Genomic DNA, 15,585 nt, shown 5'->3' on the forward strand with positions numbered 1-15,585 from the left:
CATAGCGCGGCTAGCAGTTCCGCGGGAAGGGTTTTCGGCCCCCCGGCTCACCGGATCGTGTAGCCACCGTCGATCAGCAGGTCGGCCCCGGTGATCATCGCTGCCGCGTCGCTGGCGAGAAAGACTGCAGCAGCCGCGATTTCGTCGGGATAGGCGAAGCGGCCGGTGGGAATCTGCTTCTTCAGCTCGTCACCGCGGGGGCCGTCCCACGCCTTGCGCCCCAGCTCGGTGAGCACCACGGTCGGCGAGATCGTGTTCACCCGCACCCCCCGCGGCCCCCACTCCGAGGCCAGCACCTTCGACACGCCGACGACGCCGAACTTCGACGCGCAGTAGGCGACGTGCTGATCGAGCGCCACCGTCGCAGCCTGGGAGGCCATGTTGACGATCGCCCCGCTGCCGGCCGCGATCATGTGCTGCCCGACCGCCTGGCTGACGAGGAAGGTCCCGGTGAGGTTGACCGCGATCGTCTTGGTCCATGCGTCGAGGGACAGTTCCTCGGCGGGCGCGAGCATCACGATGCCCGCACTGTTGACCAGGATGTCGATGCGACCGAACGCGGCGACCACGCCGTCGACCGCCGCGGTGACCGACGCCGGATCGGCGACATCGGCGCCGAATCCCCTGTTGTCGGAACCCAATTCAGCCGCGCGCTGCTGGGCCGCCGTTGCGTCCAGGTCGACGACGGCGACGCGGGCGCCCTTGGTGGCGAACGCTGCGGCGATGGCCGCACCGATGCCCGACGCGCCGCCGGTCACCATCGCGGTCTTACCGGTGAGCGGGAAATTCAGGTCGACTACCGGCTCGGTCATGGTGAAGTCCTTTCGCTGTCAGGAACGAGGTCCGAGTCAAGGACCGCGGCCGCGATCTCGGTGTCGGTCACCAATGCGGAGATCAGCCCGGAGCGCAGCACGGCCCGGGTGGCGACGATCTTCTCGGCGCCGGCGCAGATCGCGATGACGGTGGGGATGGCGCGCAGCTCCTGTTCGGTGATGCCCATGCGGCGCTCGTCGAGACCGGCGATGCGTCGGCCGTTCTCGTCGAGCAGCAGGCCACAGGTCTCGGCTCGCACCCCCGCGTCGTACAGTGCGGCGGCCTCGTCCTCGTCCACCGACGTGTACACCTGTGAGGCCTCGGCGGTCCAGCCGCCGACGGACACGAGTGCGCAGGTGACCCGGGAGTGATTGGCGAACGCATCCTTGATCGGCGGGGTGCTGGCCAGACTCCGGGCCGTGCGGGCGTCGGCGACGACATAGGGCGCGTAGAGCGGCCACGATTCGCCGCCGGTCACCTCGGTGATGCGCCGGGTCAGGTCGGCGCCGTTGGAGGTTAGTCCGCCGGCCAGACCGGTGAGCTGGACGACGTCGCAGCGCGGCAGATCGTGGAGGTAGGGCGCGATGCGGGTCATCGTGCGGCCACAGTCGATGCCGATCACGTCGCCTTTGCGCAGAACCGAGTGCAGCAGGTCGGCCATCGCCTTGGCCACGGCTTCGACCCGGTCGGCGGTGTTCTTCGACTGACCGACGACGGCGTAGGCGTGCTGGAGCGAGTAGCGCTTCTGCAGCGCGGTGGACAGCTCGACATCGATGGCGCCCGGGTCGTGGATCGTGATCTCGACCATTCCGGATTCGAGTGCTTCTTCCAGCATGCGGGCGACTTTGAAGCGAGACAGGCCGAATTCCTCGGCGATCTCGACGCGGGTGCGGCCCTCCAGGTAGTAGCGGCGGGCGATGACGGCGCGCTGGAACAGCTCGTCCGGTCCCATCTCACCTCCGCTCGATCGCACCGACAGTCCTGCTCATATGAGCACACCTGCTTGACATGTGAGCATAGCCCAGAGAATGATCCACATCACAAGGATCAAATGAGCGGTTCCCGTAACAGATGAGCGCGAGGGAGTGCGATGTGACCGTGGTGAGTTCTGACGTCGTGAAGACCCCCGCCACCATGAGGGCCAGTGTTATGACCGGCGTCGGCGCCCTGCAGATCGAGGATCGACCGGTGCCGACCCCGGGGGATCATCAGGTCCTCGTCGAGGTCGCCGCGGTCGGGGTGTGCGGCTCGGACGTGCACTACTACCGGCACGGCCGCATCGGCGATTTCGTCGTCGAAGAGCCGATGATCCTCGGTCACGAGCTCTCCGGGCGTATCGCCGCGGTCGGCGCCGGCGTCGACCCGACCCGGGTCGGCCAGCGCGTCGCCGTCGAACCGCAGCATCCGTGCCGGCGGTGCACGCAGTGCCGGGCAGGCCGCTACAACCTGTGCGCCCACATCGAGTTCTATGCCACCCCGCCGATCGACGGCGCCTTCTGCCGCTACGTGCTGACCGACGACGACATGGCCCACCCGGTGCCGGATTCGATGTCCGACGATGCCGCCGCGCTGCTCGAGCCCCTGTCGGTCGCCATCGCCACCATGCGCAAGGCGCACGTGGCCCCCGGCACGTCGATCCTGATCGCCGGTGCCGGACCGATCGGCGTCATCTGCGCACAGACTGCCCGCGCTTTCGGGGCCGCCCGCATCGTCGTCACCGACCTCGTGGCCTCCCGCCGAGAGAAGGCCCTGCAGTTCGGCGCAACCGAGGTGCTCGATCCCACCGCCGTCGACGTCGCCGCCATCGATCCCGTGGACGCATTCGTCGACGCCACGGGCGTGCCCGCGGCGGTAGCCAGCGGGATCAAGGCGGTCGGACCGGCCGGGCACGTCGTGTTGGTCGGCATGGGCGCCGACGAATACCCGCTGCCTGTCGCCCACATCGCCAACAACGAGATCAACCTCACCGGGATCTTCCGCTACACCGACACCTGGCCCGCAGCCATCCACCTGGTGTCCAGCGGCGCCGTCGACCTCGACGCGATGGTGACAGGCCGTTACGACCTCGAGCACGTCGGCGAGGCGCTCGACAGCGATTCCGATCCGGCCAGCCTGAAATCGATCGTGGAGCCCCGATGACCTCACCGACAGCAGCGCTGTTGCGCTGCAACGACATTCGCAAGAGCTTCGGCGGCGTGCCGGTCCTCGAGGGCATCACGCTGGATCTGCAGCCGGGCACGGTCACCGCGCTCGCGGGCGAGAACGGCGCGGGCAAGTCCACGCTGATGAAGATCATCAGCGGTCAGTACAGCGCCGATCACGGCACCGTCACCGTCGGCGACGCGACACTGACACCGGGCAACACCAAGGACGCGGTGCGCCACGGCGTGGCGATCGTGCCTCAGGAACTCGCATCGATCGAGAACATGTCGGTCTACGAAAACCTCTTCGTGGGGCGCGAACTCACCGTCGGACCGTTCCTGAACCGGCGCGCGATGATCGACCAGGCCCGCGATGCGCTGGGCGTGTTCGGTGTCGAGATCGACCCGTCGGCACGGATGGGGAGCCTGCCTGTCGGGCTGCGCCAGATCGTCGAGATCGTCAAGGCCGCCCGCACCGGCGCACAGGTGGTGATGCTCGACGAGCCCACCTCCGCGATCTCCGAACGTGAGGTCGAAGGTCTCTACAAGGTGGTGCGCCGGCTGCGCGAGCACGGCGTCGCGATGGTGTACACGACCCACAAGATGGCCGAGATCCGCGCGATCGCCGACCGCGTCGTGGTGCTGCGCGACGGTGGGCTGATCCTCGACAAGCAGATCGCCGACGTCAGCGACGACGACATCGTCACCGCGATGATCGGCCGCGAACTGGACGCTCTTTTTCCCGACCGCCCGACACCGGGCACCGACCCCGTCCTGGAGGTGCGCGACCTGCAGGTCGACGGCGCCTCGGGCCCGGTGTCGTTCACAGTGCACGCCGGCGAGATCGTGGGTTTGGCCGGTCTCGTCGGCGCAGGCCGCACCGAGCTGCTGGAGGCGATCTTCGGCGCCCGGTCCAGCAGCGCCGGTCAGATCACCGTGCGCGGCAAGACCGTCAAGCGCAACCAGCCCGCCGCGGCGATCACCGCGGGCATGGCGATGGTGCCCGAGGATCGCAAGCTCTCCGGAGTCGTGCTCTCGATGAGCGTGCTGGACAACGGGACTCTGCCCCGGCTGTCGTCGTTCTCGCTGGCCGGTTGGCTGCGGGGCCGCGCGCGCAACAAGGCGGTGTCCGACGTGATGTCGTCGGTACGCCTCAAGACCCGCGGACTCAGCCAGGAGGTCGGCACGCTCTCCGGCGGTAATCAGCAGAAGGTGGTGCTGGCGCGCTGGCTCACCGGCGACGTGAACGTACTGCTGCTCGACGAGCCGACCCGCGGTGTCGACGTCGGCGCCCGCAGCGAGATCTACCGCATCGTCACCGAGTTCGCGGCCAACGGGATGGCGGTGCTGATGGCCTCGTCGGACATGCCTGAGATCGTCGGGCTGTCCCATCGCGCGTTCGTGATGCGCGAGGGCACGTTCGTCGGCGAACTCGACCGCGACGCACTCGACCACCCCGAGGTCCAGGAATCCGTGTTCCGCCTGGCCACCGCACTCGACAGCAAATCAACGACCACCCCGAAGCAGGAGGCTTCATGAGTACCGACGTCGACAGCAGCGCGCAGCCTCCCGGCCCGTCGGCTGCGCCGACCGTCACCTCGCCGATCACCGGCGAGCCGGTGAAATTGTTCTCTCGCCAATGGATTTCGGGCATGCTCCTGCGGTACTCCATGGTGATCGTGGTGCTGCTGGTCATCGCCTACTTCAGCTACCGGAGCGCGCGCTTCTCCACCCCTGACAACCTGATCACGATCCTGGTCGCCGCGGCACCGTTCGCGCTGATCGCGCTCGGTCAGACGCTGGTGATCCTGACCGGCGGTATCGACCTCTCGGTGGGCAGCGTGATCGCGGTGTCGGCGATGTCGGCCGCTGCGACCGCCAAGGCCAATCCGGGTCAGGTGTGGATGACCGTGCTGGTGGCCGTCCTGGTCGGCCTGGCCGTCGGGTGCGTCAACGGATTCCTGGTCTCGCGCATCAACGTTCCCCCGTTCATCGCCACGCTCGGCACCCTGACAGCAGGCTCCGGTCTGGCATATGTCATCGGCGGTGGCGCGCCGATCAACGGGCTGCCCGCCGAGTTCGGCTCCATCGCCAACACCAAGATCCTCGGTCTGCAGATTCCGGTGCTGCTGATGATCATCGGCATCATCGCGCTGGCGATCATCATGAAGCGCACCACCTACGGCATGCGGGTCTACGCGGTGGGCGGCAACCGCAACGCGGCCGAGATCGCCGGCATCAACGCCAAGAACGTGTTGTTCAGCGTCTACGCGATCTCCGGTCTGCTGGCCGGACTCTCGGGCGTCATGCTCGCCTCGCGCGTCATCTCCGGTCCGCCGAACCTGGGACAAGGCTACGAACTCGACGCCATCGCGGCCGTCGTGATCGGCGGCGCCAGCCTGATGGGTGGACGCGGCAGCATCTGGGGCACCGCACTGGGCCTGTTCATGATCATGACGCTGAACAACGGTCTCGACATCCTCGTGGTGCCGGCCTATTGGCAGGACGTCATCAAGGGTGTGCTGATCGTCGCCGCGGTCGCGGTCGACGTCTGGTCCTCCAGGAGGCGTACCTGAGGCGAACCGAATCATCCATCTCTGCACCACGTTTCACTGTCGAAATCGAAAGAAGAGAGAACCCATGAGATTGATCACCAAGTTCGCGGCGATGGCCTCGGCCGGTGTCGTCGGTGCCGCGCTGACCGCGTGCGGCGCCGGAGACACCACGTCCAACGCGGACACCAAGCGCATCGGTGTCACGGTGTACGACATGAGCTCGTTCATCACCGCGGGCAAAGAGGGCATGGAGGCCTACGCCAAGAACAACAACATCGAATTGGTCTGGAACTCGGCCAATCTCGACGTCTCCACGCAGGCCAGCCAGATCGACTCGATGGTGAATCAGGGTGTCGACGCGATCATCGTCGTGCCCATCCAGGCGGATTCGCTGGGCCCGCAGGTCGCCAGCGCCAAGGCCAAGGGCATCCCGCTGGTGGCCGTCAACGCCGCGCTGAACAACCCCGATGTCGCCGGCAGCGTACAGCCCGACGACGTCAAAGCCGGTGAGCAGGAAATGCAGATGATGGCCGACCACCTCGGTGGTAAGGGCAACATCGTGATCCTGCAGGGCCCGCTGGGTCAGTCCGGTGAGCTGGACCGCACCAAGGGCATCAACAACGTGCTGGCCAAGTACCCGGACATCAAGGTGCTGGCCAAGGACACGGCCAACTGGAAGCGCGACGAGGCCGTCAACAAGATGAAGAACTGGATCTCCGGCTTCGGCCCGCAGATCAACGCCGTCGTCTCCGAGAACGACGACATGGGTCTCGGTGCGCTGCAGGCGCTCAAGGAGTCCGGCCGCAGCGACGTCCCGATCGTCGGCATCGACGGCATCGAGGACGGCCTCAACGCGGTGAAGAGTGGCGAGTTCATCGGCACCTCACTGCAGAACGGCACCGTGGAGCTCTCCGCGGGGCTCGCGGTGGCCAACTCGCTGGCCAAGAAGGAAGAGGTCAACACCAAGCCCGTGTACGTGATGCCCGCCATCACCAAGGACAACGTCGACGTCGCGATCGAGCACGTGGTGACCGACCGGCAGAAGTTCCTCGACGGACTCTCGGAGCTGACCGCACAGAACCTCAAGAGCGGTGACATCGCCTACGAGGGAATTCCGGGGCAGAAGCAGCCCTGACGCACCACACGAAGTGGGGCCGGTCGCACTGCGGCCGGCCCCTCTTTCGTCAGTCCTTCCCGGACGCCTGTTGCCCGTAGCCGGACAGCAGCCTGCCGACCTCGGCGATCTCGGCGTCGTCGAGGACCCGCACCGGCGCGCCGGTGGCCATGGCCCGCAACTGCACGTCGCACACGTACTCGAGATAGGGCACCAGGTTCAGCACCTTGGGCAGTGCCGCACCGGCCAGCACGGCGCCGTGATTGCCCATCAGTGCCGCGTTGCGGCCCCGCAGTGCAGCACTGACGTTGTCGGCCAGCTGCTGGGTGCCGAACGTGGCGTAGGGAGCGACCCGGACAGGGCCGCCGAACAGCGCCGAATAGTAGTGCGACGCAGGGACTTCGTCGACGACGGTGGACAGCGCGGTCGACGCCGGGGCATGGGTGTGCACGACGGCGGTGTGCTCCGAGGATCGGTACACCGCCAGGTGCAGTGCCAGCTCGCTGGACGGGGCCAGCACCGCGTCGACGGCGTTGCCGTCCAGGTCGTGGATGCCGACATCACGCGCCGACATCGCCTCGTAGTCCACCCCACTCGGCGAGATCACGAGGACGTCGTCGACCCGGATCGACACATTGCCTGCCGTGCCGACGACCAGGCCCGAGCGGCTCAGGTACCGGCAGGCGTCGACGACCTGCTGCCGCTGCTCCTCGAATTGAATGGTTCGCGGTCTCATGGTTCGAGAATGTATTTCGATCCGCGGCCGGCGGCCATGTCCTCCAGGCTGGGCACCAGCTCGGAGAGCGGCCGGCGCTCGGTCACCAGCATCGAGCCGTCCACTTTGCGGCTGGACAGCAACTCGACGGCGGTGCGCACGTAGTTGGGGGTGTGGTGGAACACGCCCTTGAGGGTGTACTCCTCGTAGTGCATCGCGCTGGAGTCGACGGAAAACGCTGCGCCGGCGGGTGTTCCGCCGAACAGCACGGCCGTCGCGCCGGGGCGCAGCGTTCGGACGGTCTGCTCCCACACCTGCGGCAGTCCGACCGCCTCGATGCCGACGTCGGCGCCGCGGCCGTGCGGGGTGTGCCGTTTGATCAGCGCGACACGGTCTTCGAAGTCGGAGACCTCGGACAGGTCGATCGTGTCGACCGCGCCGGCGCGGACGGCCTGCTGCAACCGCCACGGTGACTGGTCGACGGAGATCACGTTGGCGCCCCGCAGGGTGGCGAGCCGGACGAACATCAGCCCGATCGGCCCGGCCCCGTGCACGACGACGGTGTCACCGAGCTCGATGCCCGTCTCGGCCATGCCGTGCACGACCGTGGCCAGCGGCTCGAGTGGTGCGGCGTCGGCGAAGTCGAGGTCGTCGGGCAGCGTGTAGGTGTTGCGGGCCACGATCGCGGCGGGGATCACCACTTCCTCGGCGAAGGCGCCGTTGAGGAATTCGAGATTCTCGCAGAGGCTTTCGCGATGGCGGATGCACGCCCAGCAGTAGCCGCACGGCACGGTGTTGGCCGCGGTGACCCGATCGCCGGCGGCGAAGGTCTCGACACCGTCGCCGACGGCGGTGACCACGCCGGCGAACTCGTGGCCGAATCGCGACGGCAGCGTGGGGAACAGCTTGGGGTGGCCGCGTCGGTAGGACTTGAGGTCGGTGCCGCACGTCGCGGCGGCGCGCACCTCGACGAGGATCTCGCCCGGTCCAGGCTCGGTGGAGCCGATGTCCTCCAGCTTCAGTTCGCCGGGACCGTAGAACATGGCGGCTCTCACGGTGAGATCTCCTTCGACAGTGGTGTTTCGTGCAGGGTGTGGAGCAGGTCGCGGGTCTGCGCGTAGACGCGCTCGTAGAGCGCGCGCAGCCGCCGGTAGGCAGCGGCCGAATCGGGCCGCGGAGTCACCACGGCGTCGGTGGTGCTGACCGCCGCCGCTGCGGCGGGCAAAGTGTCGTAGGCGCCGACTGCGGTCAGCGCGATCGCGGCCGCGCCGAGCGCGCTCACTTCGGCGGTGGCGCACACCTCCAGCGGCCGGTCGAACACGTCGGCGAGGATCTGCGTCCACAGCGCGCTGCGGGCTCCGCCGCCGGTCGCCCGCATCACCTCGACCGGCTCACCGCGCGCGGCTTCGAGTCCGTCGAGCTGCAGGCGCAACTCGAGCGCGATGCCCTCGAGTAGGGACCGGTAGAAGTGGGCGCGGGTGTGACATCCCTGCCAGCCCAACGTCACTCCGGAAGCCTGCCCGTCCCAGTGCGGGGTCTGCGCTCCGTTCCAGTACGGCAGCGTCATCAGCCGTTCGCTGCCGATGGGCAGGGCCGCGGCGGCGCACTCCAGCGCCGGGTCGGGTGCGCCGGCCAGACCGGGATCGCCGAATTCGCGCCGGAACCAGGTCGACAGGTAGGTCCCCGACGAGCTGAACGTCTCGACGGTGGACTGGCCCGGCATGGCCGAGATCATCGATCGGTACGCGCGTGCCGGAACATAGGACTTCGTCTCGCTGCCGATCACCACGGCCGTGCCGAGCACCAGGTAGGCCGCGCCCGGATCCGTCACGCCCAAGCCGATTCCGCCGGCCTGGCCGTCGCCGGTGCCGGCGATGACCGCGACGTCGTGACTGACGCCCCACACCTCGGCGACCTGTGGCCGCAGCGTTGCGATCGTGGTTCCACTCGGGACGAGTTCGGGCAGCTGGTCACGGCGCAGCCCGGCGAGCTCGAGTAGCTCGTCACTGTAATCGCCGGTGCTCTGGTCGATCACGGCCAGCGGATCGACCGAGGCAGTGCTCGACACCCACCTGCCGGTCATCGTGTGTACCAGGTAGGAGTGGACATCGGCGACGCGACTACTGCGCGCCATCGTCTCGGGTTCGTGGTCGCGCAGCCAGAGCAGCTTGTAGAGACCGGGGGTGATGTCGGCGGGCTTGCCCGACAGCAGCTCCACGCGCTCGGTGCCATAGGTCCGAACCTCGGCCTCGGCGCGACCGTCCAGCCACAGGATCGCCGGCCGGATCGGCGTTTCGTCACCGTCGAGGCAGACGAAGCTCTCCCGTTGATGCGTCACGCAGACCGCCGCGACAGTGCTGCGATCCGCAAATATCTTGCAGCGCAGCGCGGATGGCAGCGTCGGTGGCCGTCCACCACTGGGTGGCGTCCTGCTCGAACCAGTGCGGGACCGGGCTCCGGGTGTCCAGTGCCTGGCTGCCGGAACCCACCACGCGACCTTCGGCGTCGACCACGATCGCCTTGGCGGCGGTTGTCGAGCAGTCGACCGCGATGACCAGAGGTGCTGCCACGGTGCTCACGATTCGGCCACCAGGATGTTCGCCCCGGCGTCGTCGAGACGGCGGTGCTCGTCAGGGTCTATTCCGGAATCGACGACGACGACGTCGAAGTCCGCCACATCGCAGATGCGGTGTATCGCGCGCCGGGAGACCTTGCTGTGGTCGATCAGCAACACCCGCAACTCGGCACTGTCCATGAAGGCTCGCTTGAGTTGTGCTGCGGCACTCGAGGGATGGAAGCACCTGCCGCGCGAAAGTGCCGGCACCGACATGAACAGCACGTCGTAGTGCACGTCGCGGAGTGCCCGGATGGCCTGCGGGCCCAGGAACGAGGAGAACTCCGGGACGAAGTCGCCACCGATGGCGTTCAGGCGCACTCGCGCGTCGGTCGAGAGGTCGTTGATGGCGGGCAGAAAGTTGGTGATCACCGTGAGCGGCAGGTGCGAGGAGAGCAGCGGCACCACGTGCAGGGCGGTGGTGCTGTCGTCGAGGGCCACCGCGGTCATGTCGATGCGGTCGCTTGCCCAGGCCACCCCGGCTCTGGCGACAGCTTGCTTCTCGGCGAGGTTGAGGACACGACGCAGTTCGATGTTGCGTTCGAACGCCTCGGTGGGCGGTGCCTCGGCACCGGAACGCACCTTTCGCAGCAGACCCACCTGGTGGAGGTGGTCGAGATCGCGATGGATGGTCATGGTGCTGACGCCGAATTCATGGGCCAGTTCGTCGATGCGGGCCGTGCCCTTGGCGCGGACGAACTGCGCGATCTCGGTGCGGCGAGCGGTGTTGGCGCTGACACGCATGGGCGGGGTGGACGTCACCGCTCCTCCTTGCGCACCGCAACTTCGCACCGAACATCACAAAACTAACAACAGAGATGTGAGGATGGCAAGAAAGCGGGAGAAGTCAGTTCGGCAGCTGGTAATCCATCGGCCGGCCGTCGCCCGCCGCGGCGCCACCATCGGCGATCGCCGTCGCCACCGGCGCCCCGTCGCGCACCACACCGACCACGACGACGTGCTGTGCGGGCCGGAACGCCGTGGAGCCCGGCCCGTGGATCTGTGCGGTCTCGGAGGTGATCGAGAACGTGGTGGTGTGTCCGGCGGCATCGGCAGTGGTCAGAGACGTCGGCGACACCTCGGTCACCCAACCGGCCCGCTGGATGTCCTGGACAGCCGGGACGGCAGCCGGCGGCGGTGTCGTCACCGTCATCGCCCGGGGACCGTCGGGTCCCGCGACGGCGAGCAACCATCCCCCCATACCTGCGGCCACGATCATCGACGCCAAGCCCCACCGCGGTCCGGCGTGTGCCGGTGCGGTCGAGAGGCGGTGCCTGCCGGGCAGGTGTGTGGTGGCCATCGTGGCTGTGGCTACCCGGCCCGTTGTCGGCAGAAACACCGACGTCAGCTCACCGCCAGGCGAACACCGGCTGCTCGAGCTCGTCGACCGGGTCAGCACGCCCCTCGAGCCCCAACCAACGCAACTGCAACAGCACCGCCCCTGTCGGCGCGTGGATCAGATCGTTGCCCAACGGGATCTGCACGACGGGCCGCGGGCTCTCCGGGATCGTGATGAACCGCGGCGAGTCCTCGCGGAGCAGTTGGTGCAGTCCGACCCGGTACACCGCCACCACCTCGTCGGGTGACGGCCGCAGATCCAGCCGGCCGCCACCCCACACCACGACCGGGGTGATGACGTACCCGGACCGGGTCGGATAGTCGTCGAGCAGGCCGAGCACCGCGGTCTCGGGCAGCGCCACGCCGACCTCCTCGTCGAGCTCGCGCAACGCCGCATCGACGGCGCTCTCCCCCGGGTCCAGCCGGCCACCGGGCAGCGCCCACTGTGCGGCGTGGGTGGACAGCCGAGACGTTCTGCGACACAACAGGAACGACGCACCGCCAGACACATCGACCATTCGCCCGTCCAGGTTCTCGGGCATCGGTCGGCCGGCGATCCAATCGTCCACCGGGGCCGGATCGACCCGGTCCTCTCCGACGACGGAGTCGACCAGCACCACCGCCACGGCAGCCCGCCGCTTGGCGGGATCGGAGACGGTGCGCCGCTCGTGCGCGGACAGGTTGTCCCTGACACGCTCGCGGAGCGTCTCGTCGTAGACCAGGGTCACCGCTCGAGACTAGCGCCGGCGACGGTTGGGGCCGGAGATGGCGGGTATGTCGGCCGGCCATGACGAGTGTCTTGACCCGGCAGAAGCGCGACCACACCGAACTCGATCGATTGCCGCACGAGATCGACGCCGCCTCGGACTCCGACCGGCAGCACGCACTGAATCGGCTGTGTCGGCTGGTGTTCCCGCACGCGTTCGCCGGGTTGATCGAGCACACGCCGCCCTTGACCCACGGCGAGCACCCGAGCACGGCGACACCGCGATGACCGTCGCAAAGCAGACGCAGTTCGACCGTCTCGCAGCGCAATTCGCCGAAAAGCTCGCCGCGGTGCAGGAGTGCACGACCACTCGATACGTGCGGGCCGACTGGGCGCAACGCAACGCGGACCTGGCGAGTTTCTTGCTGCCCGTTCCGCCGTGGGACTTCCTGCGGCACCCCGCCATCCGCTATCAGATGTTCGTCGGCGACCGCCTGTTGCACCATGAATTGCCCTACGTGCTGGCACATCTCGATGATGTCTCACTGCTGACCGAAGACCCGGTGGGCATGCCGCCGACGGTGGAGGTGCCGGGTGGATCGGTGCGGACGTCGTCGAACACCGTTCATCAGCTACATCACCTGCTGCGCTTCCAGGAAGCGACCGGACGGCCCTTGCGCGACATCGACACCATCGTCGAATGGGGTGCGGGCTTCGGCAGTCTGGCCCGTCTGCTCATCCGCTGCCACGGCGGTGAACCGACAGTGGTCCTGCTGGACACGCCGGTGTTCTCCGCTCTGCAATGGCTCTACCTGAGCGCCACGATAGGTGCGGAACGCGTTGAACTGCACACGACTGCCCCCGTCACCGTGGCTCGAGGCAGGATCAATGTGGTGCCGATCGGCCTGATGTCCGATATGGACGTCGCGGCCGATCTCTTCATCTCCATGTGGGCGCTCAACGAGAGCACGCCCGCAGCCCAGCGCGACGTCGTGCAGCGCGACTGGTTCGGCGCGGATCAGCTGCTGCTCGCGATGCACGCAGGCGATCCGTTCGCCGAGACCGTGCGTTCCCATGGGGCCCGCGACGAATTGCTCGGCCCGTTCATGCCGGGCCAGGAGTACCTGATCAGGTGAGGGCTACCGCCCGAAGACCAGGGACACGTTGTGACCGCCGAACCCCAGCGTGTTCGAGACCGCGTAGCGGTAGTCACCGGGACGGCGTTCACCGGCGACCACATCCAGGTCGATGTCGGGGTCAGGGGTGTCGTAGTTGAGCGTCGGCGCCAGCACACCGTCGCGCAGCGACTGCACGGTCAGCGCCGCGGCCACGGCACCCGACGCGCCCATGGCATGGCCCAGCGCGGCCTTCGGGGCGGTCACGGCGGGCCGATGCGTCCCCAGCACAGCGTGCAGAGCGCGGGCTTCGGCGAGATCGCCGGCGCGCGTACCGGCGGCGTGGGCGATCACAGCATCCACATCACGCGGTTCCACGGCGGCGAGCTCGAGCGCCCGGCTCAGCGCCGCGGCGGCCATCTGTCCGTCCGGATTCGGCTTGATCAAGTCGGCGGTGTCCGAGGTGGTGCCCACCCCGAGCAATCGGCCCAGAATCGTCGCCCCGCGCGCCCTGGCATGCTCCTCGGTTTCCAGCAGCAGCAACGCGCCGCCCTCGCCGAACACCATGCCGTCGCGATTCCTGTCGAACGGGCGGCTCGCGCCCACCGGGTCGTCGTTGCGGTGGGACAGCAGCCCCATGTTGTCGAAAGCAGCGATCGGCACCGGTTCGATCCGCGACTCGACGCCGCCACAGATCGCGACGTCGGCCTCACCGAGCGTGATCAGCCGCCACGCCTCGGCGATGGCTGCCGAGCCGGAGGCGTCGCCGCTGGTGGGCGCAATGACACCCGCTTTGGCCTGGCGGTCCAAACCGACCGCGGCAGCGGGCGCGTTGGGCATGTGCATCTGGACGGCCAGCGGGGAGACCGCCCGCATGCCGCGAGCTTTGAACTCCTCCCAGGCGGTCCAGAGGTCTTGCGTGGATCCGTAGGCGTGGCTCACCGAGACGAGTAGCCGGCGGGTGTCGACCTCGGGGGCGCCCGCGGCCGTCCACAGCCGCCGGTTCAACACCAGAGCCATCTTCTGCATGTACGACAGTCGCCGGACTTCCACACGGCTGAGCTGGGAGTCGAAGTCCTCTCGGACCAATCCGCCGATGGTCACCGGCACCGGGAACTGGTCGAGCATCCGGTCTTCGATGAGGCTGATCCCGCTTTTGCCGTTGAGCAGTGCGGCCCACGACTCCTCGACGTCGGCGGCGAGAGCGGTCGTCGCCGCCAACGCTGTCACCACGACGGCCGGTCGGTCAGCTGTGGCTGTCATGTCGTGCGAATCCCCTCGACCCGTCGGAACATCACCAACAATTCTCTAACGAGACGTGCGCGTGCCGTCAAGGCAGCCTCTGTCAGAAGGCGCCCCTGGCCGCTGAGACGGCACCGGCGCGGAACCCCGAAGGATTCCGCGCCGGCACACGTGTGGCAGTGATCAGCTGATGCCGACGACTTCCTGCGCGATGGCGGCCAACCGGGTCTGCGCCGCAGAGACCACGCGCTGGCGGTTCTTGTGCGCTTCCTCGTACGACACGATCACGCGGATGTCGGAGGCGTCGGCCAGATCCTTGATCGCAGCCACCGCATCGGCCTGGTTCAGCTCGTCGTAATCGGCGATGGGCAGCTCGTCGCTGTCGAGCACTCCGGCGGCGCCGCGCGCCGCGTGGATCACGTCAGCCACTTCCTCGGCGCCCTGCTCACGGGTGATCCGCTCGGCGGCTTCCAGAGCCGAGTTGCGTGCCCCGGCCAGCGCCTTCGCCGCGATCTCGCTGCTACGGGTGCCGCGGTCGACGAGGTCACCCACGGCCGGACGCACCGAGCGCACTGCTTCGACGGCCCGCTCCGCGCGCTCCACGGACCAGGTGAACGGCAGGTTCAGCACCTTGACCGTCAGGCCCGCGGCAGCCTGCAGCGGGGTGCGGCGCAGTGCTGCGGGGCCGCCGAGTGCATCCTCGGCGAGCACGGTGGTCAACCATGCGACGGTCGCCGAGTGCGCCGTGATGAGCCGCTCGGCGAGCGCCTCGACGTCCTTGTCCTTGGCAGCGACTGCGAGGGCTTTGACGTAGCGCGAGCGGTCCAGCAGCTGATCTTCGAGCGCGAGGTCGCCCAGCAGCGCCTCGTCGAACGGGGCAGCCTGCTCGGTGAGGGCCTTGACCGCGGCGGCGGCGCGGCCGAGGAACGGACCGATGACGTCTGGGAAACCGCCGAGGTCGCGGATCGCCTGCTCGATCTGCTCGGCGCGGTCCCGTCCGTTCTCGGCGTTCTGGGTCAGCTCGCGCCGGACGGCGTCGGTACGGGCCTGTGCGATGCGGGTCTCCGCGACCTGGATCTCTGTGTTGGTCAGGTCGAGGATCGTGCGCAGCTGAGCGATCAGCGTGGCCTTCTTGGCTTCGATGGCGGTGGACTCGGTGGTAGCCGTGGTGGCCATGTGTTCTCGTCACCCCTTCAGGTGTTGGCTTGTGCTTCGGTCACTGGCACTTGTGT

The 15,585-nt window shown here is 68.0% G+C and carries 17 protein-coding genes; 6 read left to right on the forward strand and 11 right to left on the reverse strand.

The genetic code is table 11. The features are described from left to right. Positions 1 to 47 precede the first annotated feature (47 nt). Positions 48 to 812 (reverse strand): SDR family oxidoreductase, encoded by a 765-nt coding sequence (locus DMB80_RS07720; protein WP_111509300.1) that lies wholly within the window; start codon positions 810 to 812, stop codon positions 48 to 50. Beyond that, positions 809 to 1,765: a sugar-binding transcriptional regulator gene (locus DMB80_RS07725; RefSeq protein WP_111509301.1), complete on the reverse strand. Its 957-nt coding sequence runs from the start codon at positions 1,763 to 1,765 to the stop codon at positions 809 to 811. Before DMB80_RS07725 ends, DMB80_RS07720 begins: the two co-directional genes overlap by 4 nt. Before the next feature lie 197 nt (positions 1,766 to 1,962). Here DMB80_RS07725 and DMB80_RS07730 point away from each other — a divergent pair, with 197 nt between their 5' ends. The 4 genes from DMB80_RS07730 to DMB80_RS07745 all read left to right on the forward strand — a co-directional run bounded on the left by DMB80_RS07730 (position 1,963) and on the right by DMB80_RS07745 (position 6,644). Then, entirely contained in the window at positions 1,963 to 2,952 is a 990-nt protein-coding gene (locus tag DMB80_RS07730; RefSeq protein WP_240431065.1) for an NAD(P)-dependent alcohol dehydrogenase, read from the forward strand. Continuing rightward, complete coding sequence (locus DMB80_RS07735; protein ID WP_111509303.1) at positions 2,949 to 4,493, forward strand: sugar ABC transporter ATP-binding protein; 1,545 nt, start codon at positions 2,949 to 2,951, stop codon at positions 4,491 to 4,493. Before DMB80_RS07730 ends, DMB80_RS07735 begins: the two co-directional genes overlap by 4 nt. Beyond that, positions 4,490 to 5,530, forward strand: coding sequence for an ABC transporter permease (locus DMB80_RS07740; RefSeq protein ID WP_111509304.1), 1,041 nt, complete (start codon positions 4,490 to 4,492; stop codon positions 5,528 to 5,530). Before DMB80_RS07735 ends, DMB80_RS07740 begins: the two co-directional genes overlap by 4 nt. 64 nt (positions 5,531 to 5,594) lie before the next feature. Next, a complete protein-coding gene (locus DMB80_RS07745) occupies positions 5,595 to 6,644 on the forward strand; it encodes a substrate-binding domain-containing protein (RefSeq protein WP_111509305.1) in 1,050 nt (349 codons plus the stop codon). A 49-nt stretch (positions 6,645 to 6,693) separates the two neighbouring features. On the opposite strand, the gene DMB80_RS07750 is transcribed toward DMB80_RS07745, so the two are convergent. From DMB80_RS07750 to DMB80_RS07780, 7 genes are all read right to left on the reverse strand, one after another. Beyond that, positions 6,694 to 7,359, reverse strand: a complete 666-nt coding sequence (locus DMB80_RS07750) for a class II aldolase/adducin family protein (RefSeq protein WP_240431057.1) — start codon at positions 7,357 to 7,359, stop codon at positions 6,694 to 6,696. After that, complete coding sequence (locus tag DMB80_RS07755; RefSeq protein ID WP_111509306.1) at positions 7,356 to 8,393, reverse strand: zinc-dependent alcohol dehydrogenase; 1,038 nt, start codon at positions 8,391 to 8,393, stop codon at positions 7,356 to 7,358. Before DMB80_RS07755 ends, DMB80_RS07750 begins: the two co-directional genes overlap by 4 nt. After that, entirely contained in the window at positions 8,390 to 9,676 is a 1,287-nt protein-coding gene (locus DMB80_RS07760; protein WP_111509307.1) for a xylulokinase, read from the reverse strand. Before DMB80_RS07760 ends, DMB80_RS07755 begins: the two co-directional genes overlap by 4 nt. Continuing rightward, positions 9,636 to 9,908 (reverse strand): FGGY family carbohydrate kinase, encoded by a 273-nt coding sequence (locus tag DMB80_RS28795; RefSeq protein WP_162938450.1) that lies wholly within the window; start codon positions 9,906 to 9,908, stop codon positions 9,636 to 9,638. Before DMB80_RS28795 ends, DMB80_RS07760 begins: the two co-directional genes overlap by 41 nt. A 5-nt stretch (positions 9,909 to 9,913) precedes the next feature. Beyond that, positions 9,914 to 10,714, reverse strand: a complete 801-nt coding sequence (locus tag DMB80_RS07770) for a DeoR/GlpR family DNA-binding transcription regulator (RefSeq protein WP_162938451.1) — start codon at positions 10,712 to 10,714, stop codon at positions 9,914 to 9,916. An 85-nt stretch (positions 10,715 to 10,799) separates the two neighbouring features. Beyond that, complete coding sequence (locus DMB80_RS07775; RefSeq protein WP_111509310.1) at positions 10,800 to 11,252, reverse strand: hypothetical protein; 453 nt, start codon at positions 11,250 to 11,252, stop codon at positions 10,800 to 10,802. A 49-nt stretch (positions 11,253 to 11,301) separates the two neighbouring features. Next, positions 11,302 to 12,018: an NUDIX hydrolase gene (locus tag DMB80_RS07780; protein ID WP_111509311.1), complete on the reverse strand. Its 717-nt coding sequence runs from the start codon at positions 12,016 to 12,018 to the stop codon at positions 11,302 to 11,304. A 59-nt stretch (positions 12,019 to 12,077) separates the two neighbouring features. Here DMB80_RS07780 and DMB80_RS07785 point away from each other — a divergent pair, with 59 nt between their 5' ends. After that, positions 12,078 to 12,284 (forward strand): hypothetical protein, encoded by a 207-nt coding sequence (locus DMB80_RS07785; protein ID WP_111509312.1) that lies wholly within the window; start codon positions 12,078 to 12,080, stop codon positions 12,282 to 12,284. Further along, positions 12,281 to 13,132 (forward strand): hypothetical protein, encoded by an 852-nt coding sequence (locus DMB80_RS07790; protein WP_111509313.1) that lies wholly within the window; start codon positions 12,281 to 12,283, stop codon positions 13,130 to 13,132. The genes DMB80_RS07785 and DMB80_RS07790 overlap by 4 nt, the downstream gene beginning before the upstream one ends. A gap of 3 nt (positions 13,133 to 13,135) precedes the next feature. Here DMB80_RS07790 and DMB80_RS07795 read toward each other — a convergent pair whose 3' ends face one another. Further along, positions 13,136 to 14,374 (reverse strand): KasA/KasB family beta-ketoacyl-ACP synthase, encoded by a 1,239-nt coding sequence (locus DMB80_RS07795; protein WP_111509314.1) that lies wholly within the window; start codon positions 14,372 to 14,374, stop codon positions 13,136 to 13,138. 162 nt (positions 14,375 to 14,536) lie between these two features. Next, positions 14,537 to 15,529, reverse strand: coding sequence for a ferritin-like domain-containing protein (locus DMB80_RS07800; protein WP_111509315.1), 993 nt, complete (start codon positions 15,527 to 15,529; stop codon positions 14,537 to 14,539). Positions 15,530 to 15,585: the final 56 nt, after the last annotated feature.

It is taken from the genome of Mycobacterium kyogaense (genome assembly GCF_003254575.1).
Lineage (GTDB): Bacteria > Actinomycetota > Actinomycetes > Mycobacteriales > Mycobacteriaceae > Mycobacterium > Mycobacterium kyogaense.

Excerpts from the sequence above, each read along its gene's own strand:
- DMB80_RS07750 (WP_240431057.1), bottom strand. The coding sequence starts at position 7,359 with ATGAGACCGCGAACCATTCAATTCGAGGAGCAGCGGCAGCAGGTCGTC.
- DMB80_RS07790 (WP_111509313.1), top strand. The coding sequence starts at position 12,281 with ATGACCGTCGCAAAGCAGACGCAGTTCGACCGTCTCGCAGCGCAATTC.
- DMB80_RS07720 (WP_111509300.1), bottom strand. The coding sequence starts at position 812 with ATGACCGAGCCGGTAGTCGACCTGAATTTCCCGCTCACCGGTAAGACC.
- DMB80_RS07745 (WP_111509305.1), top strand. The coding sequence starts at position 5,595 with ATGAGATTGATCACCAAGTTCGCGGCGATGGCCTCGGCCGGTGTCGTC.
- DMB80_RS07785 (WP_111509312.1), top strand. The coding sequence starts at position 12,078 with ATGACGAGTGTCTTGACCCGGCAGAAGCGCGACCACACCGAACTCGAT.
- DMB80_RS07725 (WP_111509301.1), bottom strand. The coding sequence starts at position 1,765 with ATGGGACCGGACGAGCTGTTCCAGCGCGCCGTCATCGCCCGCCGCTAC.
- DMB80_RS07800 (WP_111509315.1), bottom strand. The coding sequence starts at position 15,529 with ATGGCCACCACGGCTACCACCGAGTCCACCGCCATCGAAGCCAAGAAG.
- DMB80_RS07730 (WP_240431065.1), top strand. The coding sequence starts at position 1,963 with ATGACCGGCGTCGGCGCCCTGCAGATCGAGGATCGACCGGTGCCGACC.
- DMB80_RS07740 (WP_111509304.1), top strand. The coding sequence starts at position 4,490 with ATGAGTACCGACGTCGACAGCAGCGCGCAGCCTCCCGGCCCGTCGGCT.
- DMB80_RS07775 (WP_111509310.1), bottom strand. The coding sequence starts at position 11,252 with ATGGCCACCACACACCTGCCCGGCAGGCACCGCCTCTCGACCGCACCG.
- DMB80_RS07795 (WP_111509314.1), bottom strand. The coding sequence starts at position 14,374 with ATGACAGCCACAGCTGACCGACCGGCCGTCGTGGTGACAGCGTTGGCG.
- DMB80_RS07735 (WP_111509303.1), top strand. The coding sequence starts at position 2,949 with ATGACCTCACCGACAGCAGCGCTGTTGCGCTGCAACGACATTCGCAAG.